The following is a 24,473-nucleotide window of genomic DNA, read 5'->3' on the forward strand; positions in this document are numbered from 1 at the left end:
TCGCTGATCAAAAAGGGCCACAGCCTCAGGCGTCAGCCCGAAGTTGAATGTCGTTGGATGGTTGATGTTTTTAACCACCAACGGGGCGCCGCCTACGGCAGCGCTCGCGTTTGAGATTGATATTCATGACCGACGCTTTTGAAGCGCAGGGCGAATTCGCGCCTGTGCAATCCTCCATTCATAACGAATTCACCGCTCCTGTGGACACCGTGTCCGAGGCGCCCATTCTCGAGGCGCTCGACGCAGCCGCTCCCGAAGTGGCCGCAGTGGAAGAACCCGCTCTGCCCAACGGCTTCGTCCGCCTGGGCCTCGCCCCTGAACTGATCGCCGCCGTGGCCGACCTGGGCTTCACCCAGCCGACCACCGTGCAAGACAAGGTGATCCCTCTCGCCATGGGCGGTGAAACCGGCCAGGACGGCAAGGCCCGTTTCGTCGACCTGATGGTCTCCAGCCAGACCGGTTCGGGCAAGACCGCCGCCTTCCTGCTGCCCGTGCTGCACACGCTGCTCAAGCGCCAGGCCGAAGCAGAAGCCGAAGCCAAGGCCGAGTTCCAGCGCCAGGCTGCCGAAGCCGCCGCCCGCGGCGAAGCCGTGCCGAAGAAGCCCAAGCGCAAGGACCCGACCAACACCCGTCATTTCAAGGCCGCCACCCCCGGCGCCCTGATCCTGTGCCCGACGCGCGAGCTCGCGCAGCAAGTCGCGCACGACGCCATCGAGCTGGTCAAGCATTGCCGCGGCCTGCGCATCGCCAACGTGGTGGGCGGCATGCCTTACCAGTTGCAGATCGCCAAGCTGCAGAACGCCGACCTCGTGGTTGCCACGCCCGGCCGTCTGCTCGACCTGCAACGCTCGTCGCAGCTCAAGCTCGACCAGGTCAAGTTCCTGGTGGTCGACGAAGCCGACCGCATGCTCGACCTCGGCTTCTCCGACGACCTGGCCGAAGTCAACCAGCTCACCATCGAGCGCCAGCAGACCATGATGTTCAGCGCCACCTTCGCGCCGCGCATCCAGCAGCTGGCCCAGCGCGTCATGCGCGAGCCGCAACGCATCACCATCGACAGCCCGCAGGAAAAGCACGCCAACATCAAGCAGTCGCTGTACTGGGCCGACAACAGCCAGCACAAGCGCAAGCTGCTCGACCATTGGCTGCGTGACACCACCATCAACCAGGCCATCGTGTTCGCGAGCACGCAGGTCGAGTGCGACGGCCTCGCCGCCGACCTGCAGCAAGACGGCTTCAGCGCCGTGGCACTGCACGGCGCCCTGAGCCAGGGCCTGCGCAACCGCCGCCTGATGGCGCTGCGCCAAGGTCAGGTGCAGATCCTGGTGGCCACCGACGTTGCCGCCCGCGGCATCGACGTGCCGACCATCACCCACGTCTTCAACTTCGGCCTGCCGATGAAGGCCGAGGACTACACCCACCGCATCGGCCGCACCGGCCGTGCAGGCCGCGACGGCCTGGCGATCACTTTTGCCGAGTTCCGCGATCGCCGCAAGATCATGGACATCGAGCAATACAGCCGCCAGCAGTTCAAGGCTGAAGTGGTTGCCGGCCTGGAGCCGCAACAGCGCATGCCGCAATCGCGTCCGCCGATGGGCGAGTACCGCGGTGGCCGTGGCGACACCCAGTCGCGCGACCGCAAGTTCGGCGGCGCTCCGCGTGGCAATGGCGGCGGCTTCGGCGGCGGCAACGGCGGCGGCAACTATGCAGGCGCCAGCGGCTTCAACGACCGTGGTTCGCGTCCTCCGGCACCCCGTGGCGGCGGCTTCGGCGGCCAGGGCGGTGGCGGTCATAACGCCGGTTTCGGCGGCGGCCGTGACGAGGGCGGCAACAACGGCGGCGGCTTCGGTCGCAAGCCGGGCTGGGGCGACAGCGCCCCGCGCGGCGGCAGCAACCATGGCGGCCGCGGCGACTTCGCTCCCCGCGAAGGTTTCGCACCGCGTGAAGGCTTTGCACCCCGCGAAGGATTTGCACCGCGTGAGGGCTTCGCGCCCCGCGGCAATGGCGCAGGCCATGGCGGCCCGGGCAAGGTGTTCGTGCCCCGTGAAGGTCAAAAGCGCACCTTCAAGCCCACGCGCTGATCCCCCGCGAGCGGCCCCACAGCCGCTTCGCCCCTGAAAGCCCGCGCTTCTCACGAACGCGGGCTTTTTTCATTTCGGGTTTCCGAGCAGGCCGGTGTCGTCGAATTTGATTGACACCTGAATCGATGAAAAGTAATGTAATAGCGCATTGCTTCCCCGGGTCCGTCCTGCGGCCACCGGTTCATCGACACCTGCTTTTCGACTTTCGACATGAAAATTGCGATTCTTGGGGGTGGTCATGGCGCCTATGCGGCTGCCGCCGACCTGTCTGAAACCGGCCACGAGGTGCGCCTGTGGCGCCGCGATGCCGCGGCGCTCGCACCGCTCGTACAAGCCGGCGCCATCACGCTGAAAGACGCTGGCGGCACGCGCGAGGTGCCCATTGCGCTGGCCACCGCCGACATCGGCGCGGCGCTCAACGGCGCCGAGCTCATCGTCATTCCCACGCCCGCCATCGCGCAGCACGACATCGCGCTCGCCATGGCGCCGCACCTGGTCGACGGCCAGGTCGTGTTCCTGCCCCCGGGCACCTTTGGCAGCTACGTGATGGCCAAGACCGTCGAGCAGGCCGGCAGCCGCGCCGACGTCGCCTGGGCCGAGACCGGCACCTTGCCCTACCTGGCGCGCAAGCACGGCGAGCGCGAGGTGAACGTCACCATCCGCGCGATCCGGCTGCCCACGGGCGTCTATCCGGCGCGCAAGGAGGCGCAGGCCATCGAGGTGATTCGCCGTGCCTACCCGGCCGTGCACGGCTGCGGCGACGCGCTGTCGGGCGCGCTCATGAACGCCGGCCCCGTCATCCACCCGCCGCTGATGGTGATGAACGCCGCGCCGCTGCAGCACTTCGAGCGCTGGGACATTCACAACGAGGGCACGCAGCGCGCCGTGCGCGACGTGACCGACCGCCTCGACCAGGAGCGCATCGCCGTGCGGGAAGCCTTCGGCCAAGGCGCGCCGCACTATCCGCTGGCCGACCACTACGACAACGACCGCTGGATGTACGGCGACGCCCACAAGCAGCTCGTGAAGTCGGGCGACTGGCGCGAGAACATCGACCTGCACACGCACCGCTACATCACCGAAGACACCGAGCTGGGCCTGGCGTTTCTCGCGTCGGCGGCACGCCATGCGGGCGTCGACGCGCCCATCGCGCACGGCCTGCTGGCCATCGTCGGCGGCTTCCTGGGCCGCGACCTGCGACAGGGGCCGCGCACCTTCGAGAGCCTGGGCCTCGCCGACCTGAGCGCGGCCCAGTTGCGCCAGAGGCTGCACGATGGCGAATGACGCCGCGCTGCCCCGTTTCGCCGCGGTCGGCGCGGGCCGCATGGGGCGCGGCATCGCCATCGCGTTCGCGTATGCGGGCCACCGCATCTCGCTGATCGACCTGCGCCAGCGCAGCAGCGAGGCATGGCAACGCCTGCGCGACGAGGCGAAGGCGGAAATCGAGGCCAGCCTGTCCGGCCTGGCGCAGCTCGGCGTGATCGATGCCTCGCAGATCGAACGCATCGCGGCGCGCGTGGATTTCGTCGACGCAGCCGCTGCACCGCAGGCGCTCGCCGCGGCCGATCTCGTGTTCGAAGGCGTGCCCGAAACCATCGACGCCAAGCGCGAGGCCTTCGCGCACATCAACCGCCACTGCCGCGACAACGCGATCCTCACGTCCACCACCAGCAGCATCCTCGTGACGCAGCTGGCCGCGTTCGTGCGGCTGCCAGAGCGCTTTCTCAACATGCATTGGCTCAACCCGGCCTATGTGATTCCCGTGGTCGAGCTGAGCTGCCACCCCGGCACCGACCCTGCCGTGCTGGCGCGCACCAAGGCGCTGATGGAGGCCATCGGCAAGCTGCCCGTGGTCTGCGGCGCGTCGCCCGGCTACATCGTGCCGCGCCTGCAGGCGCTGGTGATGAACGAAGCTGCGCGAATGATCGAGGAGGGCGCCGCCACTGCCGAGGAAATCGACAAGGCCACGCGCTACGGCCTGGGCCTTCGCTTCGCCGCGCTCGGCGTGGTCGAGTTCATCGACTTCGGCGGCTGCGACATCCTGCACCACGCCAGCCGCGAGATGTCGGCGTCGCTCGACAAGGTCCGCTACACCGCGCCGGCCATCGTCGCTCGCATGGTCGAGGAAGGGCGGCTCGGCCTGAAGAGCGGCAGCGGCTTCTACGACTACGCCGGCCGCGACATTGCAGCCTACCGGCGCGACGTGCTCTCGCGCACGCTCGGTGAACTGCGGCATGCGGGCCTGTGGCGCGCACCCGCCGGCGAGACGCTGCCATGAGCATCCGCCGCGCCTTCGCCGACCTGTCGGTGGGGCAGGTGCACTACGCGGCCTGCGGCGATCCGCAGGCGCCCGCCGTGCTGCTGCTGCACCAGTCGCCGCGCAGCTGGGCCGAGTACCGCGCCGTGCTGCCGCTGATCGGCGCGCGGCGCCGCGCCATTGCGATGGACACCGCCGGCTTCGGCGACTCCGCGGATGGCGGCGTGCCCGCGAGCATCGCGCAATGGGCGCGCGCGGCCTGCGAGCTGCTCGACGCGCTGAACATCGCGCAGGCCGACGTCGTGGGCCATCACACGGGCGGTGTCGTGGCCATCGAGCTTGCGGCGGCTTTCCCCGATCGCGTGCGCAGCCTCGTGCTGTCTTCGACGCCGTACACCGACGAAGCCTTTCGCCGCGCGCGGGCACAACGCCCGCCCATCGACGAAGTCGCGCCCAGCGAAGACGGCTCGCACCTCGCCGCGCTGTGGCAAAAGCGCCAGGGCTTCTATCCGCCGGGCCGGCCCGACCTGCTCGAAGCCTTCGTGCGCGACGCGTTGAAGGTCGAGCGCGTGGAGGAGGGGCACCGTGCCGTTGCGTCCTACCGCATGGAAGACCGCATCGGCCATGTCACGCAGCCCACGCGCATCGTGCGCGCCACCGAAGACCCGTTCGCCGCGCCGCATGCGCAAGAGCTGCAGCATCATCTGCCGCACGCGCGCATCGTCGACATCGAGGGCGGCATGGTGCCGCTGCCCGACCAGCTGCCCGAGGTCTTCGCGCGCACCGTGCTCGACTTTCTGGAGGCGCTGCCATGAAGGCCGTGCGCATCCACGGCTTCGACGCCGTGCCCGTGCTCGAAGACGTTGCCGACCCCGTGGCGCGACCGGGCCGCACCCTGGTGCGCATGGAGGCCGCGACGGTCGGGCACATCGACCGCACCGTGTGGCGCGGCAGCTTCCTGCGCCATCCGCCGCTGCCCTACACGCCGGGCGTGGAGGCAGCGGGCGTCGTCATCGCGAGCGGGCGATACGACGCCGGCCAGCGCGTGTGGCTGCGCGGCAGCGGACTGGGCACGCTGTTCGACGGCACCTGGAGCGAGCTGATCGACGCGCCCGACGAAGCGCTCGGCATGCTGCCCGACGACGTGCCGATGGCCTTGGGCGCCGCGTTCTTTTCTCCCTGCACATCGGCGTGGGTGGCGCTGCACGAGGTCGCGAAGCTGCAGCCCGGCGAGCAGGTGCTGGTGACCGGTGCGAGCGGCGCCGTCGGCTCGCTCGCGATGCAGCTCGCGCGCGACGCCGGCTGCACGGTGACGGCGGTCGATCCGAGCGCCGAGCCGCCTGCCGCTGCCAGCGCCGACTTGCTCGTCGACACCGTGGGCGGCGATGTGCTCGCGAAGGTGCTGCCCGCCGTGCGTGCCGGCGGGCGCGCCGTGCTGGTCGGCTACACCGCCGGCCCGACGCTGCAGCTGGACATTGCACACTTCCTGCAACGCGATGTGGCGCTGCTGCCGCTCAACATGTTCCGGCGTGAAGCAGCGGGCCGCGCCGCCGCGCCCGAGTTGCTGGCAAGGCTGGCCGACGGGCGACTGCACCTGGCGGTGCAACCCTTCGCGCTCGCCGATGCGGCCCGCGCGCTCGACTGGATCGCGCAGCGAGGCCACCGCGGCCGCGCAGTCCTCGTGCCCCGCCCTTGATCTAGCGAACCAGCGAGCGGGCAACAAGGCCGCAGGGTCAGTCTTCCTCCGGCTCCCCCACCGGCACATGCACGTGCAGGTCGATCATCTGCCGCAGGGTCTGCTTGAGCTCTTCGGCGCGCCGCAGGCCGAAGGGTTCGAGCACGCGCCGCTCATGCTCGCGTGCGAGTTCCATCAGGTGCTCCACCGCCTTCAAGCCCTTGCGCGTGATGCGCACCAGCGTGATGCGGCGATCACTTTCATGGGGCAGGCGCTCGACCTGTCCGCGTGCTTCCATGCGGTCCAGCAGCCGCGTCACCGTGGGCTGCTTGGTCACCGTCACCTGCGCAAGCTGGCCGATGCTGACCGCGTCGCTGCCCGCGAGCGAGGCCATCACGCGCCACTCCGAGATGGAGAAGCCCTGCTGCCGCGCCACCTCGTGGAACTCCGACGAAATCAGCTGGCTGGCCTGCGCCAGCAGCGCGGGCAGGTAGTCGTCGACGAAGCGGTGCGGTTCCGTCGGCTCAGCCATGAACGCACCCGGTGCATGAGGCGGGCACGCTGTTTGCATGTCTAGGGTAATTCATGATTGTGGATACATTCATTTGTCAACATTATAGAAAGCATGATGTGGCAGCTGAAGCGCATCCTCCCACGATAGACAACAAGGACCCACATGGCTGAGCGTTCGTTCGTCGAAGAAGTCAAGAAACTGCGGCTTTCCGGAGGCGATGTCTTCCGTGGCGAAGGCATTCTGGCGGTGACCAAGGCCCTGCTGGAGTCGGGAGTGTCCTATGTGGCCGGCTACCAGGGCGCGCCCATCTCGCACCTGATGGACGTGCTGGCCGATGCGCAGGACATCCTCGCGGAGCAGGGCATCCGCTTCGAGAACAGCGCCAGCGAAGCCACCGCCGCCGCCACGCTCGCCGCCTCCGTCAACTACCCGCTGCGCGGCGCGGTCACCTTCAAGGCCACCGTGGGCACCAATGTCGCATCGGACGCATTGGCCAACCTCGCCTCGGGCGGCGTGACCGGCGGCGCGCTCATCATCGTGGGCGAGGACTACGGCGAGGGCTCGTCCATCATGCAGGAGCGCAGCCATGCGTTCGCCATGAAGTCGCAGATCTGGCTGCTCGACCCGCGCCCCAACCTGCCGAGCATCGTCGATGCGGTGAAGCAGGGCTTCGATCTTTCGGAAGCCAGCAACACGCCCGTGATGCTCCAGTTGCGCATCCGCGCGTGCCATGTGCACGGCCACTTCATCGCCGGCGACAACAAGCGCGCCAAGTTCACGCTGAAAGAAGCGCTGGAGAACCCGCAACGCGACGTGAGCCGCATCGTGCTGCCGCCTGCCAGCTTCGTGCACGAGCAGGAGAAGATCAAGGACCGCTGGCCCGCGGCCGTGCGCTTCATCGAGGAGCGCCAGCTCAACGAGTTCTTCTCCGAGGACGCCGACGACATCGGCATCATCGTGCAGGGCGGCAGCTACAACACGCTGCTGCGCGCGCTGGAACGCCTGGGCCTGGCCGACGTGTACGGCAACACGCAGGTGCCGCTCTACGTGATGAACGTGGCGTACCCCGTCATCGAGAGCGAAGTCATCCGCTTCTGCGAAGGCAAGCGCGCGGTGATGATCGTGGAGGAGGGTCAGCCCAACTTCGTCGAGCAGAACCTCGCGACCATCCTGCGCCAGGCCGGTTCGACCACCGCGTTGCACGGCAAGGACATGCTGCCCGTAGCCGGCGAGTACACATCGTCCGAGTTGCTGAAAGGCGCGCGCACCTTCTGCGAGCGCTACGACCGCCTGGCGCCGCTGCCCGTGCCGCAGCCGGTGCGCAAGGTCATTGCACTCAAGGAAGTGGCCGCCATCGGTGTCGATGCCGCGCCCGAGCCGGCCGTGCCGTCCACCGCGCTCGGCGAGGTCGTGCATGCCCGCCCGCCCGGTTTTTGCACCGGTTGCCCCGAGCGCCCGATCTTCAGCGCGATGAAACTGGTCGAGCGCGAACTCGGTGCGCACCACGTGAGCGCCGACATCGGCTGCCACCTGTTCTCCATCCTGCCGCCCTTCAACATCGGCAACACCACCATGGGCTACGGCCTGGGCGGTGCAGGCGCTTCCGCATTGAATGCACCCGCCGGCAAGCGCGCGATCTCGATGATGGGCGACGGCGGCTTCTGGCACAACGGCCTGACGAGCGGCGTGGCGAACGCGGTCTTCAACAAGAGCGACAACCTCACCATCGTCGTCGACAACAACTACACCTCGGCCACCGGCGGGCAGGACATCCTGTCGTCGCATGCCGTCAACAAGACGCGAAGCACCGGCCACGTCATCGAGCGTGCCGTGCGCGGCGTGGGCGTGGAATGGGTGAAGACGCTGCGCCGCACCTACGACGTGGCCGGCATGCGCGACGCGCTGAAAGATGCGCTCACCACCAAGACCAAGGGCCCCAAGGTCCTCATCGCCCAGTCGGAGTGCATGCTCAACAAGCAGCGCCGCGAGAAGCCGCTGGTGCGCAAGGCCATCGCGGACGGCAAGCGCATGGTGCGCGATAAGTTCGGCGTCGATTCGGACACCTGCACCGGCGACCATTCGTGCATCCGCCTGTCGGGCTGCCCGTCGCTGTCGATCAAGCCCAACCCCGATCCGCTGCGCACCGACCCGGTGGCCACCGTGCTCGACAGCTGCGTGGGCTGCGGCGTGTGCGGCGAGGTGTCGCATGCCGCCGTGCTGTGCCCTTCGTTCTACAAGGCGCAGATCGTGAGCAACCCCAACCGCTGGGACGTGCTGCGCGAACGTGTGCGCGCCGCCGTCATCGGCTGGCTGCAGCGCGGCGAAGCGCGCCGCCGCGACGCCTATGCCTTCTGAAGCGATGACGAACAACAAGCCACAGCCCCTCAAGATCGCCATCCTCGCCATGGGCGGGGAGGGCGGCGGCGTGCTCGCCGACTGGATCGTCGACATGGGCGAAGCCAACGGCTACGTGGCCCAGACCACCTCGGTGCCGGGCGTGGCGCAGCGCACCGGCGCCACCATCTACTACGTCGAGCTGTACCCGACGGCGCAGGCCGAAGCGGACGGTGGCCGCCCCGTGCTGGCGCTGATGCCCTTACCGGGCGATGTCGATGTAGTGCTCGCATCGGAGCTCATGGAAGCCGGCCGCGCGGTGCAGCGTGGACTCGTCACCAATGACCGCACCACGCTGATCGCCTCCACGCACCGCGTCTTCTCCATTGCCGAGAAGAGCGCTTTAGGCGATGGCCGCGTCGACAGCACCCAACTGCTCGCGCACACGGCCAAGGCCGCCAAGCGCTTCATCCGTTTCGACATGGAGAAGGCGGCAGAGGCCTCGGGCAGCGTGATCAGCGCCGTGCTCTTCGGTGCGCTCGCGGGTTCGGGCGTGCTGCCGTTCAGCCGCGCGCAGTTCGAAGCGACCGTCGAGCGCGGCGGCGTGGGCGTGAAGCCCAGCCTCAAGGCTTTCGGTGCGGCGTTCGCCCGTGCGCAAGCCGGCGACGATGGCGAGCCGGCGGTGGAGGCCCCTCTCGCCACCCCCGCGCCGCAACCGCGCCACCCCGCCGTGCGCGCGCTGGTCGAGCGCGTGCAACGCGACTTTCCTGCGCAGGCGCAAGACTTCCTGCTCGAAGGTGTGCGCCGCCTCATCGACTACCAGGACGTGGCCTACGCCGGCCTGTACCTCGACCGCTCGGCCGCCGTCGCGGCGCTGCCGGCGCAGGGCGACCACCGCCTGCTGCGCGAAACCGCGCGCCACCTGGCGCTCTGGATGTCCTACGAGGACACTGCCCGTGTGGCCGCCCTCAAGACCCGCGCGACCCGCTTCGAGCGCGTGCGCGACGAGGCGCGCGTACAGCCCGGCCAGGTGCTGGCCATCAACGAATACATGCACCCGCGCCTGCAGGAAATCTGCGAGACGCTGCCCGGCGGCATCGGCCGTTGGCTCATGAAATCGACGCTGCCCAAGAAGCTCGTCGAGCGCTTCACGCAGCACGGCCGCGTGATCCGGACCAGCTCGCTGCGCGGCTACCTCATGCTGCGCGCCGTGGCCGCCTGCAAGCGCTGGCGCCTGTCCACCATGCGCTATGCCGAAGAAAACCGCCGCATCGAGGAATGGCTGCAGCGCATCGCCGCCACCGCACAGCGCAACCCCGAACTCGCCGTGGAGCTGGCCCAGTGCCAGCGGCTGGTCAAGGGCTACAGCGACACGCACGAGCGCGGCATTCGCAACTACGACACGTTGATGCGCGCCTTCGAGCGCGCCGGCGCGGCACTTGCGCCCGCCACCTTGCGCGAACTGCGCGACGCGGCGCTCGCCGACGAACACGGCCACAAGCTGCAGGCGGCATTGGCGCAGCACGCACTGGCCTGAAGAGACAACGCACGATGACCGCTCCCACCGCCACGCTCCCGCTTCGCGTCGCCGAAGTGCGCGAACTCAATCCGCTGATCCGCATGCTGCGCCTGCGTGCCGAAGACGGCCGCCCGTTGCCCGGCTTCGCGGCCGGCGCGCACATCCGCGTGCAGGTGTCGCTGCCCGACGGCAAGACCGATTGGCGCCACTATTCGCTCGTCAACTTCGCCACCGCGCGCAACGCCACCAACGCGCCGGCGGAGTACGTGATCGCCGTACGCAAGGAAGCCGAAGGCCGTGGCGGCTCGCGCTTCATGCACGAGCAGCTGAAAGAGGGCGACACGCTCGCCGTCGAGGCGCCGAAGAACGACTTTCCCCTGCACACCGGCCCCGGCGGTACCGTGCTGGTGGCCGGTGGCATCGGCGTGACGCCGCTCGCCACCATGGCCGCACGCCGCCGCGCCGAAGAGGCCCCCGTGCGCTTGCACTACGCAGGCCGCAGCCGCGACCTGATGGCCTTCCTGCCCGAGCTGCAGGCGCTGCTGGGCGACGACCTGCGCGTGCACGCCGACGCCGAAGCCGGGGCACCGCTGAACATCGACGCGCTGCTCGACGGCGTGCCCGCCGGCGACCGCCTGTATGTGTGCGGCCCCAAGGTCATGCTCGATGCCGTGCTCGCCTGCACCCAGGCACGCGGCTGGGACCACGACCGCGTGCACTTCGAGCTGTTCACCGAGCCGGTCGCCGAAGAAGGCGACCAGCCCTTCGAGGTGGAGCTCGCCCAGTCGGGCCAACGCTTCACCGTGGCGGCCGACCAGAGCATCCTCGACTGTCTCATCGAGAACGGCTGCGACCCGATGTTCGACTGCAAGCGCGGTGAATGCGGCGTGTGCGCGGTGCCCGTGATCGAGGGCGAGATCGACCACCGCGATTACGTGCTCACCGCCCGCGAGAAGGCCGAGGGCAACGTCATCCAGATCTGCATCTCGCGCGCCAAGGGCGAGCGGCTGGTGCTCGACCTCTGAAGCAAGGAGCCATGCCCCCATGACCTCGTACCGAGACAACCCCGACGCCGTGCGCGCGCTGGTGCAGCAAGACCGCGTGCACCGCGACCTGTACACCAGCCAGGAACTGTTCGAGCTGGAGCAGACGCACTTTTTCGCCAACACCTGGAACTACGTGGGCCACGAGAGCCAGTTGCCCAAGCCCGGCGACTGGATCAGCAACGACATCGCGGGCCGCCCGCTCATCGTCGTGCGCCACACCGACGGCAGCGTGCGCGCCATGATGAACCGCTGCGCCCACAAGGGCTCGCGGCTGGTCAACGGGCCGTGCGGCAACACCGGCAAGTTCTTTCGCTGCCCGTACCACGCCTGGACCTTCAAGACCGACGGCGCGCTGCTGGCGATTCCGCTGAAGACCGGCTACGAGAACACCGCCCTGCACGAGTGCGAGTCGGCCAAGGGCCTGACCACGCTCGCGCATGTGCGCAGCCACCGCGGCTTCATCTTCGTGAAGATCAACGACGCAGGCCCCGACTTCGACGAGTACTTCGGCGACTCGCTCAGTTCCATCGACAACATGGCCGACCGATCGCCCGAAGGTGAGCTCGAAATCGCTGGCGGTTGCCTGCGCTTCATTCACCAGTGCAACTGGAAGATGTTCGTGGAGAACCTCAACGACACCATGCACCCCATGGTGGCGCACGAGTCTTCGGCCGGCACCGCCAAGCGCATGTGGGCCGACAAGCCCGCCGACGAACCCAAGCCCATGGCGGTGGAGCAGTTCGTGCCCTTCATGTCCGACTACAAGTTCTTCGAGGACATGGGCATTCGCACGTACGACCACGGCCACAGCTTCACGGGCGTGCACTTCAGCATCCACAGCAAGTACAAGGCAATTCCCGCCTACGACGACGCCATGAAGGCGCGCTACGGCGAGGAAAAGACGGCGCAGATCCTGGGCATGGCGCGGCACAACACGGTGTACTACCCGAACCTCACGATCAAGGGCGCGATCCAGGCGATTCGCGTGGTCAAGCCGATCTCGGCCGACAAGACGCTGATCGAGAGCTGGACCTTCCGCCTGAAGGGCGCGCCGCCCGAACTGCTGCAGCGCACGACCATGTACAACCGGCTCATCAACTCGCCGTTTTCGGTGGTGGGGCACGACGACCTGCAGGCCTACCGCGGCATGCAGGCCGGCCTGCATGCGAGCGGCAACGAGTGGGTGAGCCTGCACCGCGACTACGACGCGTCGGAGCTGAAGGGCGGCGAAATCACGACTGGCGGCACCAGCGAGCTGCCGATGCGCAACCAGTACCGCAGCTGGGTCGAGCGCATGACGGAGACGATGTGATGACCGGCACCGACGTCACCCGCCAGCAACTGATCGACTTCGTCGTGAACGAAGCGCACCTGCTCGACACGCGCCGCTATGAAGACTGGAACGCGCTCTTCACCGACGACGCCTTCTACTGGATTCCGCTGGTGCCCGACCAGGAAGACGGCCTGAACCACACCTCGCACCTGTACGAAGACAAGCTGCTGCGCGACCTCCGCATCGAACGCCTGAAGAGCCCGCGCGCTTTTTCGCAGCAGCCGCCCAGCCGCTGCCACCACCTGCTTCAGGTGCCGGTGGTCGAACAGTTCGACGCCGAGGCCAACCGTTTCGTGGTGCGCACCGCGTTCCACTACACCGAGTCGCAGGGCGACGAGCTGCAGTTCTACGTGGGCACCTTCTTTCATCACCTTGCCGTGCACGACGGCGCGCTGCGCATGACGCTCAAGCGCGTGAACCTGCTCAACTGCGACGCGGCCTTGCCGGCGGTGCAGCTTTTCATCTGAAGGACGAGATGGCACACGACACCGTCCACCAGGTCTTCGCGGCGACTGCCAAGCGCACGCCGCAGGCCGAGTTCCTGTTCACCGAATCGGTGACCGCCGCGGCCTACGGCATCGCAGCCGGCGCCATTCGCTGGGGCGAAGCGGCCGTCGAAGTCGAGCGCCTGCGCGCGGCCTATGCGCAAGCGGGCTACGGCCATGGCCACCGCGTCGGCCTGCTGCTGGAGAACCGGCCCGCCTTCCTCTTCCACTGGCTCGCGCTGAACGCACTGGGCGCGAGCGTGGTGCCCATCAACGCCGACATGCGCTCGGCCGAACTGGTCTACCTGATCGGCCACAGCGAAATCGGCCTGGCCGTGACGCTGCCGGGCCGCGCGGCCGACCTGCACGCCGCGGCGGCGCAGGCGGGCGTGGCCTTCGAGACCATGGGCCCCGGCGATGCGGTGCCGAGCGCGAAGACACCCGCGCCGCGCGCCCATGAACCCGTAGGCGACGACACCGAATGCGGCCTGCTCTACACCTCGGGCACCACCGGCCGGCCCAAGGGCTGCATTCTGGGCAACGCCTACTTCCTGCGTGCCGGCGAGTGGTATGCCGCGCTGGACGGCGTGTGCGGCATCCGCCCCGACGCCGAGCGCGTCATCACGCCGTTGCCGCTCAACCACATGAACGCGATGGCGTTCTCCACCATGGTGGTGCTGGTCGCGGGCGGCTGCCTGGTGCAGCTGGACCGCTTCCACCCGAAGACGTGGCTGGCCAGCGCGAAGGAGAGCGGCGCCACCGTCGCACACTACCTGGGCGTGATGCCGGCCATGCTGCTGTCGGCGCCCGCGTCGGCGGCCGACCGCGACCATGCGATTCGCTGGGGCTTCGGCGCCGGCGTCGACCGCAAGAACCATGCGCCCTTCGAAGCGCGCTTCGGCTTTCCGCTGGTCGAGGCATGGGCCATGACCGAAACCGGCGCCGCCGCCTGCATCATGGCCAACCGCGAGCCGCGCCTGGTGGGCACGAGCTGCTTCGGGCGGCAGGAAGACTTCGTCGAGATCCGCCTCGTGGGCGAGGACGGTGGCGAGGTCGGCGTCGATGCACCGGGCGAGCTGCTGGTGCGCTCGGCCGGCAACGACCCGAAGCGCCATTTCTTCTCCGGCTACCTGAAAGACGAAGAGGCCACGCGCGAAGCCTGGGCCGACGGCTGGTTCCACACCGGCGACCTGGTGCGCCGCGACGCCGAGGGCAACTTCTTCTTCGTGGATCGCAAGAAGAACGTGATCCGCCGCAGCGGCGAGAACATCTCGGCCGTCGAGGTCGAGAGCGTGCTCAACCAGCACCCCGCCGTGAAGACTTCGGCCGTGGCCGCCACGCCCGATGCGGTGCGCGGCGACGAGGTGCTGGCCTGCATCGTGATGCGCGAAGACGCGGACGCCTCGCAGCCCGCGCAAACCGCGGCCAGCATCGTCCAGCACGCGCTGGACCAGCTGGCCTACTACAAGGCGCCGGGCTACGTGGCCTTCGTCGACGCGCTGCCGCTCACGCCGTCGCAGAAGATCCAGCGCGGCCAGCTGCGCGAAATGGCGCAGTCGCTGCCGGGGCAGGGTCACTGCATCGACACACGCGCCATGAAGAAAAGACAGGCGGGGCACGCATGACGGCACGACGGCTCTCCTACGAAGGCGTTGCGGTCGCGGTGCCCGTCACCGTGCCGTACGTGCGTTATTCCACCCGCACCGCGCACTGGTTCATCGGGCAGGCGGTGCAGGCGCTGGTCGAAGCCAGCGGCGTGCCGAAGGACCAGATCGACGGCCTGTGCCTCAGCAGTTTCTCGCTCGCGCCCGACACGGCGGTGGGCGTCACGCAGCACCTGGGCCTGTCGCCGCGCTGGCTCGACCATGTGCCCACGGGCGGGGCGTCGGGCGTGATGTGCCTGCGCCGCGCCGCGCGCGCGGTGCAGGCGGGCGATGCCGACATCGTGGCCTGCGTGGGCGCGGACACCAACCATGTCGACTCCTTCCGCCAGACACTGGGCAGCTTCAGCAACTTCGCGCGCGACGCGAGCTACCCCTACGGCTCGGGCGGACCGAACTCGATCTTCGCCTTCATCACCGCCAACTACATGCGCACCTACGGCGCGAAGCGCGAAGACTTCGGCCGCATCTGCGTGGACCAGCGCACCAACGCGCTCGGCAACCCGAATGCGATGTTCAAGAAGGCACTGACGCTCGACGCGTACATGGCGGCACGCCCCATCTCCGATCCGATCCACCTGTTCGACTGCGTGATGCCCTGCGCCGGTGCCGAGGCCTTCCTGGTGATGAGCGAAGAGCGTGCACGCGACCTGGGCCTGGCGCACGTGGTGATTCGCGGTGCCATCGAACGCCACAACGCCTATGCCGACGACCCGGTGATGGTGCAGGGCGGCTGGCGCAAGGACCGCGACGACCTTTATGCGCAGGCCGATGTGCCGCCCGCTGCGCTCGACTTCGTGCAGACCTACGACGACTATCCCGTCATCGCGATGATGCAGTTCGAGGACCTGGGCTTCTGCGAGAAGGGCGAGGGCCCGGCCTTCGTGCAGTCGCACACTCTGACCTTCGACGGCAGCTTTCCGAACAACACCAGCGGCGGGCAACTCTCGGCCGGGCAGGCCGGTGCGGCAGGCGGGTTCCTCGGCATGGTCGAGGCGATCCGGCAACTTACCGATGAAGCAGGCCCGCGTGCCGTGCCCGACGCACAGCTGGGCCTCGTCGCCGGCTTCGGCATGGTGACCTACGACCGCTGCCTGTGCACAGGCGCCGTCATCCTCGGGAGATCCGCATGACCATGCCCCTGATGCGCCCCCCGCGCAAGAACCCGGTGCTGCGCACCCGGCAGATGAACCTGCCGCCCGGCGCGCGCGGCCGCGTGGCGCTCGGCCTCACGGCGGCGGCTGCCGAAGGCCGCTTCGAACTGCAGACCTGCGACGACTGCGGCACCGTGCAGTACCCGCCGCGCGAGGTCTGCCACAAATGCCTGTCGGCCGCCCTGCGCTGGCGTGCGCAGAGCGGCGAGGGCGAACTGCTGGGCAGCACCACGCTGCACCACAGCAACGACCTGTTCTTTCGCGAACGGCTGCCCTGGCGGCTGGGGCTGGTGCATCTGGATGTGGGCCCCACGCTCATGGTCCACCTGCACGGCGAGGTGGACGATGCGCCCACCCGCGGGCATCCGGACGGGGACACGCTTCCGCGCGTCCGTGTCGGTGCAAGGCTCGACCGCTCCGGCCAGGCCGTTCTCATTGGTTTTCCGAATGAAGGGAGTCCCCACATGGCCGACGACAAGATGCTGCGCGAGATGACCAGCGACCCCAAGTTCCGCAAGGCGCTGGTGACCGACGGCAAGACCGAGACCGGCCAGGCCATCGTGCGCGCGCTGGTGAAGGCCGGCGCCGACATCGTCTGGGTCGGCCATGCCGAGCCCTGGAAGAAGATGGGCGACGGCCTGGAGGACATCTCCGCGCTGCCGCAGGTCACGCTGGTGCCGCTCGACCTGACCAACGGCCGCCAGGTGACCGAGCTCGCGGGTTCCATCGGCGGCAAGGTCGACATCGTGATCAACAACGCCGAGGTGCACCGCACCTTCGGCATCGGCGCGCGTCGCGGCACCGACGTGGCCAAGGCCGAGATGGACATCAACTACTTCGGCCTGCTGCGCCTGGCGCAGGAGTTCGGCCCCGCGCTCAAGGGCCGCTCGGCCGACGGCGCGACGGGTGCGACGGCGTGGGTCAACCTGCTGTCGATCTACGCGCTCAGCAACTTTCCGCCGCACGGAACCTTCAGCGCATCGAAAGCTGCGGCGCATTCGCTCGCGCAGTGCCTGCGCGCCGAGATGCGGCCGGCCGGCATCCGCGTGATCAACGTGTTTCCGGGGCCCATCGACGACGAGTGGAACCAGCACACGCCGCCGCCCAAGCTGGCACCCACGGCATTGGCCAACGTCATCGTCAAGGCGCTGCGCGATGGTGTGGAAGACGTGTACCCGGGCGACGTGGCGCAGGAGTGGCTGGAGCGCTGGCGCGACAACCCGAAGGTGCTCGAACGCGAGTTGGCCGCAGGCGGCTGAGAACAGGAGCCACACGATGACGACAACCAACGAACTGACCTCCGCCGCCGAAATACTCGGCGGCCTCGTGACCGCGATGGCCAGCGGCCGCATCCGCGTGATCGACCTCACGCAGACGCTCACGCCCGAGTTTCCGCAGATCGCGCTGCCGCCCGAGATGGGCCAGTGCTGGCCCTTCCGCATCGAGGAAGTGTCCAAGTACGACGAGCGCGGACCAGGCTGGTACTGGAACAACTTTTCGTGCGGCGAACACACCGGCACGCACTTCGATGCGCCCATCCACTGGATCTCGGGCCGCGACCTGCCGAACAACTCGGTGGACACCATTCCCGTGCAGAACTTCGTGGCGCCGGCCTGCGTGATCGACTGTTCGGCGCAGGTGCAGGGCAACGACGACTACCTGCTGAGCGTGGCCGACATCGAGCGCTACGAGGCCGCGCACGGCCGCATCCCCAAGGGCGCGTGGGTGCTGATGCGCACCGACTGGTCCAAGCGCAGCGACCCGGAGGCCTACCAGAACTTCGACGAGACCGGGCAGCACACGCCAGGGCCGAGCACCGAGGCCGTGCGCTTCCTGGTGGAGCAGCGCGATGTGCTGGGCTTCGGCTCGGAGGCCATCGGCACCGATGCCGGGCAGGGCTATCACCTGCGGCCGCCGTATCCGTGCCACTACTACATGCATGGCGCGGGGCGCTATGGGCTGCAGTGCCTGGCCAATCTGGATCTGCTGCCGCCTGCGGGCGCGGTGCTGATCTGCCCGCCGTTGAAGATCGAAAAGGGCAGCGGCAGTCCGCTGCGTGTGCTGGCTTTGGTGGGAGCTTCGCTATGACGCGCTGCGGCGGTATTGGCTTGGGCTTCTTCTCCCGCGTGCGGGAGAAGGCGGGGGATGAGGGTGCTTGCGACGGCCACGGGGGTCACCCTCACCCCAACCCTCTCCCGCAAGCGGGAGAGGGGGCCATGCGGGGAGCGCGGGCATGAGCGCGGTGCCGAAGGTGGCTGCAGTGACCGGCGGCAGCGCCGGCATCGGCAAGGCGATCTGCGAAGACCTGCTCGCGCAGGGCTACGAGGTGGTGTCGCTCGCGCGCCGCAAGGCCGAGATCGACCATCCGAAGCTGCACAGCATCGAGGTCGACCTGAGCGACCGCGACGCCACGGGCGAGGCCGTGCGCGAACTGGTCGCGCGTTTTGCGCCGACCACCCTCGTGCACAACGCCGGCGTGATCCGCGCCGCGCTGTTGCCCGACGTGAAGCTGGCCGACCTCGACGCGCTGGTCGACCTGCACCTGGGCTGTGCCGTGCAGCTGGTGCAAGGCGCGTTGCCCGCCATGCGTGCGCAACGCTTCGGTCGCGTGGTGCTGCTGTCGTCGCGCGCCGCGCTCGGCCTGGCCACGCGCACCAGCTACTCGGCCACCAAGGCCGGCATGCTCGGCATGGCGCGCACGTGGGCGCTGGAGCTGGCGGCCGACGGCATCACGGTGAACGTGGTGGCCCCGGGGCCCATTCGCACGGACATGTTCTACGACGTGGTCGAAGCCGGCAGCGAGAAGGAACGCGCGCTCGCGGCTTCCGTGCCGGTCAAGCGCCTGGGCGAATCGGCCGATGTGGCACGCGCCGTGCGTTTCTTTGCCGACGCCGACAACAGCTTTGTCACTGGGCAGGTGCTGTATGTCTGCGGCGGCACCAGCGTCGGCAGCCTGGCGCTCTGATTTCTTTTTTGCTTTCCTCACGCACGTTCATCCAAACCACTCTGGAGCATCGCCATGAAAGTCATGAACCGAATTCGCACCCTCGCGGCCATTGCCGCGGGTCTTGGCGCGTTGAGCGCCGCGGGCGCGTGGGCCGCCGACCTGAAGGTCGGCTTCATCACGTCGATGTCGGGACCGGTCTCGTCGCTCGGCATTCCGTACGACAAGGGCATGAAGGCCGCGCTGGTCTACAAGTCGGAGGTGGGCGGGCGCAAGGTGCAGGTGATCCAGCTCGACGACGCGTCGGACCCGTCCACGGCCGCGCGCAATGCGCGCAAGCTGATCGAGGAGGACAAGGTCGACGTGATCATCGGCACAGCCGGTGCACCCGGTTCGCTGGCCATTGCCGGGGTGGCGCGTGAAACGAAGACGCCGCTGATCTCCATCGCCAACGCCGACCTGGCGGGCGAGGAGGGCGCATGGATGGTGACGCTGCCGCAACCCGCGCCACTGATGATGGGCGCGATGGTCGAGAAGATGAAGCAGGCCGGCGTGAAGACGGTGGCCTACATCGGCTACTCCGACGCCTGGGGCGACCTGGTGTACGACGCGCTGATGAAGTCGACGCCGGCGGCCGGCATCAAGGTGGTGTCGAACGAGCGCTACGCGCGCAGCGATTCGTCGGTGGCCGGCCAGGTGCTGAAGATCGTGGCGCTGAAGCCCGACGCGGTGATCACCGGTGCCTCGGGCACGCCGGGCGCGCTGCCGTACCTGGCGCTGACCGAGCGCGGCTACAAGGGAAAGATCTACGGGATGCATTCGTTGATCAACCCCGACTTCATCCGCGTGGGCGGTCCGTCGGTCGAAGGCCTGCTGGCGCCGACGGGCCCGGTGGTGGTGGCGGAGCAACTGCCCGACACCAACCCGATGAAGAAGATATCGATGGACTTCCGCGCCGCCTACCAGAAGGCCAACGGCGCAGCGCCCACCGACACCTTCTCGGCCTACAGCTTCGATGCGTGGCTGATCTACCTCGACGCCGCGCAGCGCGCCCTGGCCACCAAGACCGAGCCGGGTACGCCGCAGTTCCGCGTGGCCCTGCGCGATGCCATCGTGAGCACCAAGGAGCTGGTCGGTACGCACTCGGTCTACAACTTCAAGCCGACGGATCGCTACGGCTCCGATGACCGGTCGCGTGTTGTCGTGAAGCTGGAAAAGGGTCAGTGGAAGTTGGTGCCTTGAGCACAAGCCCGGCATGACAAACACCACGGAAACCTGAGATGAAGAACAAACTCACCCACATCCTCGGCGCCACGGTGCTTGCGCTGGCAAGTTCGCAGGCCCTGGCGGCCGACCTGAAGATCGGTTTCATCAGCTCGCTGTCGGGCCCGGTGGCCGCGCTCGGCATTCCCTACGAGAAGGGCATTCGCGCAGCGATTGCCGAGCACCCTGAAATCGCAGGCCGCAAGGTCCAGCTGATCGTGCTCGACGACGCCTCCGACCCGACCACCGCCGGCCGCAACGCGCGCAAGCTGGTGACCGAAGACAAGGTCGACGTGCTCATCGGCACCTCGGGCGTGCCCGGCGCCATGGCCATCGCCGCGGTGGCCCGCGAGCTGAACACACCGCTGATCTCGCCCACGCCGGTGACCATCGCCGGCCCCGAAGGCGCGTGGACCGTCACCGTGTCGCAGCCGTTTCCGCTCATGGTCGCGGGGGTGGTCGAGCGCATGAAGAAGTCGGGTGTGAAGACCGTGGCCTTCATCGGATTTTCCGACGCACTGGGCGACCTGGCCTACGACTCGCTAGTCAAAAGCGCCGACGCCGCCGGCATCAAGGTGGTGTCCAACGAGCGCTACGCGCGCAGCGATTCGTCGGTGGCCGGGCAGGTGCTGAAGATCGTCGCGACACGGCCCGACGCGGTGTTCGCCGGCAACTCGGGCACACCCGGCGCGCTGCCCTACCTGGCACTGGCCGAGCGCGGCTACAAGGGAAAGATCTACGGCACCCACGGCCTCATCAACGCCGACTTCGTGCGCGTGGGCGGTGCCTCCATCGAAGGCCTGCAGGTGCCCAGCGGGCCGGTGCTGGTGGCCGACCAGCTGCCCGACAGCAACCCGATCAAGAAGGTGTCGATGGGCTTTCGCAGCGCCTACCAGAAGGTCAACGGCGCGGTGCCGACCGATGCGTTTTCGTCGTACACCTACGACGCCTACCTGCTGCTGGCCGACGCGGCCTCGCGCACCAAGGGCGAGCCGGGCACGCCGCAGTACCGCACGGCGCTGCGCGACGCGATCGTGAGCACGAAGGAGCTGGTGGGCACGCACGGTGTGTACACCTTCAAGCCCGACGACCGCTACGGCTCCGACCAGCGCGGCGTGGTCATCGTGCAGATGACCAAGGGCCAGTGGAAGCTGGTGCCGTAGTCGTCGACCAGTCACCGAGCACACCGCCATGACCACCTACCGCAATCGCCCCGATCTTGTCGCGGCGCTGGTTCGGGACGACCGTGTCCACCGCGACCTGTACCTCAGCGATGAAATCTTCGCGCTGGAACAGGAGCGGCTGTTCGCCAACACCTGGGTCTTTCTGGGCCATGCGAGCCAGGTGCCCGAGCCCGGCGACTTCGTCACGCAGGACATCGCGGGGCGGCCGCTGCTCATGGTGCGCCAGCCCGACGGCGCGGTGCATGTGCTCTACAACCGCTGCGCCCACAAGGGCACGCAACTGGTCACGGACGAAAGCGGCAACACCGGGCGCTTCTTTCGCTGCCCGTACCACGCATGGACCTACAAGCTCGACGGCGCGCCGCTCGGCGTGCCGCTGAAGGCCGGCTACGAGGGCACGCAGCTCAAGGCCTGCGAATCGGGGCAGGGGCTGTCCGTGGTGAAGCATGTGAAGGTGTACCGTGACTTCGTGTTCGTGCGGCTGTCCGACACCGGCCCTGCGTTCGAGGACTACTTCGGCGAGGTGCTGGGCGCCATCGACAACATGGTCGACCGCTCGCCCGAAGGCAGGCTTGCCGTGGGCGGCGGCGTGCTGCGCAACATCGTGCATTGCAACTGGAAGATGTACCTGGAGAACATCAACGACACGGTGCACCCGATGTCGACGCACGAGTCGGCCACCAAGGCGGCCGAGGCGCTGTGGGAAGGCCATGCGCCCACCGACCCCAAGCCGATGGCGATGGAACAGATACTGCCCTTCGGTTCGGGCTACGAATTCTTCGACAAGATGGGCGGGCGCGTGTTCGCCAACGGCCACAGCGTGCTGGGGGTGAACTTCAGCATCCACTCCAACTACGCACAGCTGCCCGAGTACGAGGCCGCGATGCGCGCCGCGCACGGCGAGGCGCGCGCTACCGACATCTTGCAGCGCTCGCCGCAGAACTCGGTCTTCTACCCCAGCCTGTCGGTCAAGGGTTCGCCGCAGGCCATTCGCGTGATCCGCCCGCTGGCGGCCAACCGCACGCTGATCGAGGCCTGGAGCTTCAGGGCGGCCGGCGCGCCCGCGCTGCTGTTCGAGCGCGCCATGAGCTACAACCGCCTCGTGTTCTCGCCCATGTCGGTGGTGGCGCACGACGACGTGCACCTGTTCGAGAGCATCCAGCAGGGCCTGCGCGCGGGCGGCAACGAATGGGTGAGCCTGCACCGCAACCACGATGCGGCCGAGACGCAGCAGGCCACGGTTACCACCAACGGCACCAACGAGCTGCTGATGCGCAACCAGTTCCGCGCCTGGGCGAAATCGATGGCCAACCCCATGGGTACGGGCGCGGAGGTCGCGCCATGAACGATCCGCGCGATGTCGTCGCCCACGAGGCGGCCCTGCTCGACGAGCGGCGCCTGGACGAATGGCTGGCCCTGTTCGCCGAAGACGGCCACTACTGGGTGCCGCTGCTCGGCGCGGCGCAGGCCGACCCGTTCTCGCACAACTCGCTGGCCTACGAAGACCGGTTGCTGCTGCGGCTGCGCGTGGAGCGGCTGAAGAACCCGCGCGCGCATTCTCAGCATCCGGCCAGCCACAGCCAGCATGTGCTGCAGCCCTCGCGCATCGAGGACGAGAGTGCCGACGAGGTGCGCCTGCGCACGCCCTTCCTCTACGTCGAGGCACGCGGCGAAGACCAGGTTCTGCTGAGCGGCACCGCCCGCCATCACCTGGTTCGCACGCCTGCCGGCTGGCGCATCCGGGAGAAGCGCATCGACCTGCTCAACGCGGCGCGTGCGCTGCCGGCCATCCAGTTGTTCATCTGAGTTACCTGTTCATCCCAACCATTCCAACCATCCTCACCGGAGCTACGACATGAAGAGCTTGTTGCAGACCTTGACACGCGGCGCACTCGCCGCGGCGCTGACCGCCTGTGGTGTGGCGAGCGCGCTGGCGGCCGACCTGAAGGTCGGCCTCAGCGTGTCGCTGTCGGGGCCGAACTCCTCGCTGGGCGTGCCCTACGCCAAGGGCATGCAGGCGGCGCTGGCCTACAAGCCCGAGATCAACGGCCGCAAGGTGCAGCTCATCGTGCTGGACGACGGCTCCGACCCGACCACGGCCGGGCGCAACGCGCGCAAGCTGGTCGAAGAAGAAAAGGTCGACGTGCTGATGGGCACCTCGGGCGTGCCGGCCGCCATCGCGATGGCGCAGGTGGGCCGCGACGCGAAGACGCCGATGATCGGCCTCACGCCCATCCTGCTCGACCCGGCCGAGAACCCGTGGGTCATGACGGTGGCGCAGCCCACGCAGCTGATGATCGACGCGGTGGTCGAGCGCATGAAGCGCAACAACGTGAAGACGGTGGGCTACATCGGCTTCACCGACGCCTGGGGCGACCTGGTGTACGACGCGCTCATGAAGGCCGCGCCCGGCGCGGGCATCAAGGTGGTGAGCAACGAGCGCTATGCGCGCGCCGACGCCTCGGTGACGGGCCAGGTGCTGAAGATCGTGGCGCTGCGCCCCGACGCGGTGATGACCGGCGGCGCCGGCACGCCGGGCGCGCTGCCGTTCCTGGCGCTGCAGGAGCGCGGGTTCAAGGGCGGGGTGTACGGCCAGCACGGGCTGATCAACCCCGACTTCGTGCGCGTGGTCGGCGCCGCCGGCCAGAACGCGCTGATGCCCACCGGCCCGGTGATCGTGGCCGAGCAGTTGCCCGACGGCTACCCGACCAAGAAGATCGCGACCGAGTTCCGGGCGGTGTTCCAGAAGGTCAACAACGCACCGACCAGCGACGCCTTCTCGGCCTACTCGTTCGACGGCTGGCTGGTGTTCGCCGACGCCGCCTCGCGCGCCATGAAGAAGGCGGAGCCGGGAACGCCCGAGTTCCGCGTGGCGCTGCGCGACGCCATCTTCAGTACCAAGGAAGTGGTGGGCACGCACGGCGTGTACACCTTCAAGCCCGGCAGCCTGTACGGCGTGGACGAACGCGCCCGGGTGATCGTCAAGCTCGACAACGGCCAATGGAAGCTCGCACCTTGAACCG

At 68.3% G+C, this 24,473-nt stretch carries 21 protein-coding genes; 20 read left to right on the plus strand and 1 reads right to left on the minus strand.

Features of this window, described 5'->3' with window-relative positions:
* Positions 1-125: 125 nt before the first annotated feature.
* The 5 genes from ACSFA5_RS06690 (at position 126) to ACSFA5_RS06710 (ending at position 6,034) form a co-directional block, all read left to right on the plus strand.
* Positions 126-2,081: a DEAD/DEAH box helicase gene (locus ACSFA5_RS06690; protein ID WP_435443250.1), complete on the plus strand. Its 1,956-nt coding sequence runs from the start codon at positions 126-128 to the stop codon at positions 2,079-2,081.
* A 210-nt stretch (positions 2,082-2,291) separates the two neighbouring features.
* Positions 2,292-3,365 (plus strand): NAD/NADP octopine/nopaline dehydrogenase family protein, encoded by a 1,074-nt coding sequence (locus tag ACSFA5_RS06695; protein WP_435443251.1) that lies wholly within the window; start codon positions 2,292-2,294, stop codon positions 3,363-3,365.
* Positions 3,355-4,359 carry a 3-hydroxybutyryl-CoA dehydrogenase gene (locus tag ACSFA5_RS06700; RefSeq protein WP_435443252.1) on the plus strand — a complete coding sequence of 335 codons (1,005 nt, stop codon included), beginning with the start codon at positions 3,355-3,357 and terminating at the stop codon, positions 4,357-4,359. Before ACSFA5_RS06695 ends, ACSFA5_RS06700 begins: the two co-directional genes overlap by 11 nt.
* Positions 4,356-5,153, plus strand: a complete 798-nt coding sequence (locus tag ACSFA5_RS06705; RefSeq protein WP_435443253.1) for an alpha/beta fold hydrolase — start codon at positions 4,356-4,358, stop codon at positions 5,151-5,153. Before ACSFA5_RS06700 ends, ACSFA5_RS06705 begins: the two co-directional genes overlap by 4 nt.
* Positions 5,150-6,034, plus strand: coding sequence for a quinone oxidoreductase family protein (locus ACSFA5_RS06710; RefSeq protein ID WP_435443254.1), 885 nt, complete (start codon positions 5,150-5,152; stop codon positions 6,032-6,034). Before ACSFA5_RS06705 ends, ACSFA5_RS06710 begins: the two co-directional genes overlap by 4 nt.
* A gap of 37 nt (positions 6,035-6,071) precedes the next feature.
* Here ACSFA5_RS06710 and ACSFA5_RS06715 read toward each other — a convergent pair whose 3' ends face one another.
* A complete protein-coding gene (locus ACSFA5_RS06715) occupies positions 6,072-6,545 on the minus strand; it encodes a MarR family winged helix-turn-helix transcriptional regulator (protein WP_435443255.1) in 474 nt (157 codons plus the stop codon).
* 144 nt (positions 6,546-6,689) lie between these two features.
* On the opposite strand from ACSFA5_RS06715, the gene ACSFA5_RS06720 reads away from it, so the two are divergent.
* From ACSFA5_RS06720 to ACSFA5_RS06790, 15 genes are all read left to right on the plus strand, one after another.
* Positions 6,690-8,882 carry a thiamine pyrophosphate-dependent enzyme gene (locus ACSFA5_RS06720; protein ID WP_435443256.1) on the plus strand — a complete coding sequence of 731 codons (2,193 nt, stop codon included), beginning with the start codon at positions 6,690-6,692 and terminating at the stop codon, positions 8,880-8,882.
* Between the two features lie 4 nt (positions 8,883-8,886).
* On the plus strand, positions 8,887-10,398 hold the full coding sequence (locus tag ACSFA5_RS06725; protein WP_435443257.1) for an indolepyruvate oxidoreductase subunit beta family protein: 1,512 nt from the start codon (positions 8,887-8,889) through the stop codon (positions 10,396-10,398).
* 14 nt (positions 10,399-10,412) lie between these two features.
* Positions 10,413-11,405 (plus strand): PDR/VanB family oxidoreductase, encoded by a 993-nt coding sequence (locus tag ACSFA5_RS06730; RefSeq protein ID WP_435443258.1) that lies wholly within the window; start codon positions 10,413-10,415, stop codon positions 11,403-11,405.
* Positions 11,406-11,424: 19 nt separating this feature from the next.
* Positions 11,425-12,738: an aromatic ring-hydroxylating dioxygenase subunit alpha gene (locus tag ACSFA5_RS06735; RefSeq protein ID WP_435443259.1), complete on the plus strand. Its 1,314-nt coding sequence runs from the start codon at positions 11,425-11,427 to the stop codon at positions 12,736-12,738.
* Entirely contained in the window at positions 12,738-13,226 is a 489-nt protein-coding gene (locus ACSFA5_RS06740; RefSeq protein WP_435443260.1) for an aromatic-ring-hydroxylating dioxygenase subunit beta, read from the plus strand. Before ACSFA5_RS06735 ends, ACSFA5_RS06740 begins: the two co-directional genes overlap by 1 nt.
* Before the next feature lie 8 nt (positions 13,227-13,234).
* Positions 13,235-14,869 carry an AMP-binding protein gene (locus ACSFA5_RS06745; RefSeq protein ID WP_435443261.1) on the plus strand — a complete coding sequence of 545 codons (1,635 nt, stop codon included), beginning with the start codon at positions 13,235-13,237 and terminating at the stop codon, positions 14,867-14,869.
* Positions 14,866-16,038: a thiolase family protein gene (locus tag ACSFA5_RS06750; protein ID WP_435443262.1), complete on the plus strand. Its 1,173-nt coding sequence runs from the start codon at positions 14,866-14,868 to the stop codon at positions 16,036-16,038. Before ACSFA5_RS06745 ends, ACSFA5_RS06750 begins: the two co-directional genes overlap by 4 nt.
* Positions 16,035-17,318, plus strand: a complete 1,284-nt coding sequence (locus ACSFA5_RS06755; protein WP_435443263.1) for an SDR family NAD(P)-dependent oxidoreductase — start codon at positions 16,035-16,037, stop codon at positions 17,316-17,318. Before ACSFA5_RS06750 ends, ACSFA5_RS06755 begins: the two co-directional genes overlap by 4 nt.
* A gap of 16 nt (positions 17,319-17,334) precedes the next feature.
* Positions 17,335-18,147: a cyclase family protein gene (locus ACSFA5_RS06760; RefSeq protein ID WP_435443264.1), complete on the plus strand. Its 813-nt coding sequence runs from the start codon at positions 17,335-17,337 to the stop codon at positions 18,145-18,147.
* Positions 18,148-18,292: 145 nt separating this feature from the next.
* Complete coding sequence (locus ACSFA5_RS06765) at positions 18,293-19,024, plus strand: SDR family NAD(P)-dependent oxidoreductase (protein WP_435443265.1); 732 nt, start codon at positions 18,293-18,295, stop codon at positions 19,022-19,024.
* A gap of 54 nt (positions 19,025-19,078) precedes the next feature.
* Positions 19,079-20,245: an ABC transporter substrate-binding protein gene (locus ACSFA5_RS06770; protein WP_435443266.1), complete on the plus strand. Its 1,167-nt coding sequence runs from the start codon at positions 19,079-19,081 to the stop codon at positions 20,243-20,245.
* 38 nt (positions 20,246-20,283) lie between these two features.
* A complete protein-coding gene (locus tag ACSFA5_RS06775) occupies positions 20,284-21,429 on the plus strand; it encodes an ABC transporter substrate-binding protein (RefSeq protein ID WP_435443267.1) in 1,146 nt (381 codons plus the stop codon).
* 28 nt (positions 21,430-21,457) lie between these two features.
* On the plus strand, positions 21,458-22,795 hold the full coding sequence (locus tag ACSFA5_RS06780) for an aromatic ring-hydroxylating dioxygenase subunit alpha (RefSeq protein ID WP_435443268.1): 1,338 nt from the start codon (positions 21,458-21,460) through the stop codon (positions 22,793-22,795).
* Positions 22,792-23,256 carry an aromatic-ring-hydroxylating dioxygenase subunit beta gene (locus ACSFA5_RS06785; protein ID WP_435443269.1) on the plus strand — a complete coding sequence of 155 codons (465 nt, stop codon included), beginning with the start codon at positions 22,792-22,794 and terminating at the stop codon, positions 23,254-23,256. Before ACSFA5_RS06780 ends, ACSFA5_RS06785 begins: the two co-directional genes overlap by 4 nt.
* Positions 23,257-23,305: 49 nt before the next feature.
* Positions 23,306-24,469: an ABC transporter substrate-binding protein gene (locus ACSFA5_RS06790; protein ID WP_435443270.1), complete on the plus strand. Its 1,164-nt coding sequence runs from the start codon at positions 23,306-23,308 to the stop codon at positions 24,467-24,469.
* Positions 24,470-24,473 lie beyond the last annotated feature (4 nt).

Origin of the sequence: Variovorax monticola (genome assembly GCF_051216855.1) — a bacterium.
Taxonomy (GTDB): Bacteria; Pseudomonadota; Gammaproteobacteria; order Burkholderiales; family Burkholderiaceae_C; genus Variovorax.

Coding starts and splice junctions, on each gene's coding strand:
- ACSFA5_RS06690 (WP_435443250.1), top strand. CDS start 126: ATGACCGACGCTTTTGAAGCGCAGGGCGAATTCGCGCCTGTGCAATCC.
- ACSFA5_RS06695 (WP_435443251.1), top strand. CDS start 2,292: ATGAAAATTGCGATTCTTGGGGGTGGTCATGGCGCCTATGCGGCTGCC.
- ACSFA5_RS06700 (WP_435443252.1), top strand. CDS start 3,355: ATGGCGAATGACGCCGCGCTGCCCCGTTTCGCCGCGGTCGGCGCGGGC.
- ACSFA5_RS06705 (WP_435443253.1), top strand. CDS start 4,356: ATGAGCATCCGCCGCGCCTTCGCCGACCTGTCGGTGGGGCAGGTGCAC.
- ACSFA5_RS06710 (WP_435443254.1), top strand. CDS start 5,150: ATGAAGGCCGTGCGCATCCACGGCTTCGACGCCGTGCCCGTGCTCGAA.
- ACSFA5_RS06715 (WP_435443255.1), bottom strand. CDS start 6,545: ATGGCTGAGCCGACGGAACCGCACCGCTTCGTCGACGACTACCTGCCC.
- ACSFA5_RS06720 (WP_435443256.1), top strand. CDS start 6,690: ATGGCTGAGCGTTCGTTCGTCGAAGAAGTCAAGAAACTGCGGCTTTCC.
- ACSFA5_RS06725 (WP_435443257.1), top strand. CDS start 8,887: ATGACGAACAACAAGCCACAGCCCCTCAAGATCGCCATCCTCGCCATG.
- ACSFA5_RS06730 (WP_435443258.1), top strand. CDS start 10,413: ATGACCGCTCCCACCGCCACGCTCCCGCTTCGCGTCGCCGAAGTGCGC.
- ACSFA5_RS06735 (WP_435443259.1), top strand. CDS start 11,425: ATGACCTCGTACCGAGACAACCCCGACGCCGTGCGCGCGCTGGTGCAG.
- ACSFA5_RS06740 (WP_435443260.1), top strand. CDS start 12,738: ATGACCGGCACCGACGTCACCCGCCAGCAACTGATCGACTTCGTCGTG.
- ACSFA5_RS06745 (WP_435443261.1), top strand. CDS start 13,235: ATGGCACACGACACCGTCCACCAGGTCTTCGCGGCGACTGCCAAGCGC.
- ACSFA5_RS06750 (WP_435443262.1), top strand. CDS start 14,866: ATGACGGCACGACGGCTCTCCTACGAAGGCGTTGCGGTCGCGGTGCCC.
- ACSFA5_RS06755 (WP_435443263.1), top strand. CDS start 16,035: ATGACCATGCCCCTGATGCGCCCCCCGCGCAAGAACCCGGTGCTGCGC.
- ACSFA5_RS06760 (WP_435443264.1), top strand. CDS start 17,335: ATGACGACAACCAACGAACTGACCTCCGCCGCCGAAATACTCGGCGGC.
- ACSFA5_RS06765 (WP_435443265.1), top strand. CDS start 18,293: ATGAGCGCGGTGCCGAAGGTGGCTGCAGTGACCGGCGGCAGCGCCGGC.
- ACSFA5_RS06770 (WP_435443266.1), top strand. CDS start 19,079: ATGAAAGTCATGAACCGAATTCGCACCCTCGCGGCCATTGCCGCGGGT.
- ACSFA5_RS06775 (WP_435443267.1), top strand. CDS start 20,284: ATGAAGAACAAACTCACCCACATCCTCGGCGCCACGGTGCTTGCGCTG.
- ACSFA5_RS06780 (WP_435443268.1), top strand. CDS start 21,458: ATGACCACCTACCGCAATCGCCCCGATCTTGTCGCGGCGCTGGTTCGG.
- ACSFA5_RS06785 (WP_435443269.1), top strand. CDS start 22,792: ATGAACGATCCGCGCGATGTCGTCGCCCACGAGGCGGCCCTGCTCGAC.
- ACSFA5_RS06790 (WP_435443270.1), top strand. CDS start 23,306: ATGAAGAGCTTGTTGCAGACCTTGACACGCGGCGCACTCGCCGCGGCG.